1 pseudogene is annotated in these 243 nt (G+C 66.3%); it reads right to left on the reverse strand.

Going from position 1 to position 243, the window contains the following annotated elements:
• Window positions 1-243: pseudogene (locus tag C1X29_RS30210) on the reverse strand (3-deoxy-7-phosphoheptulonate synthase); the annotation flags it as partial.

Genomic DNA, 243 nt, shown 5'->3' on the forward strand with positions numbered 1-243 from the left:
GCATCCACCATCACCAGCGGGGCGACGCCGGACTTCGCCAGGTCGTTGCAGGCCGCAGCGACGCTCGCCGCGTCGTAATTCGGCTTGGTTCCGCCGCGCAGGATGATGTGGCAGTCCTCATTGCCCGCAGTCGAGGCGATCGCAGAGCGGCCGAGCTTGGTCACCGCCATAAAATGATGCGGATGCGAGGCCGACTTCACCGCGTCCGCCGCGATCCGCACATTGCCGTCGGTGCCGTTCTTG

It is taken from the genome of Pseudomonas sp. GW456-12-10-14-LB2, from assembly GCF_002884345.1.
Lineage (GTDB): Bacteria > Pseudomonadota > Gammaproteobacteria > Pseudomonadales > Pseudomonadaceae > Aquipseudomonas > Aquipseudomonas paraglycinae.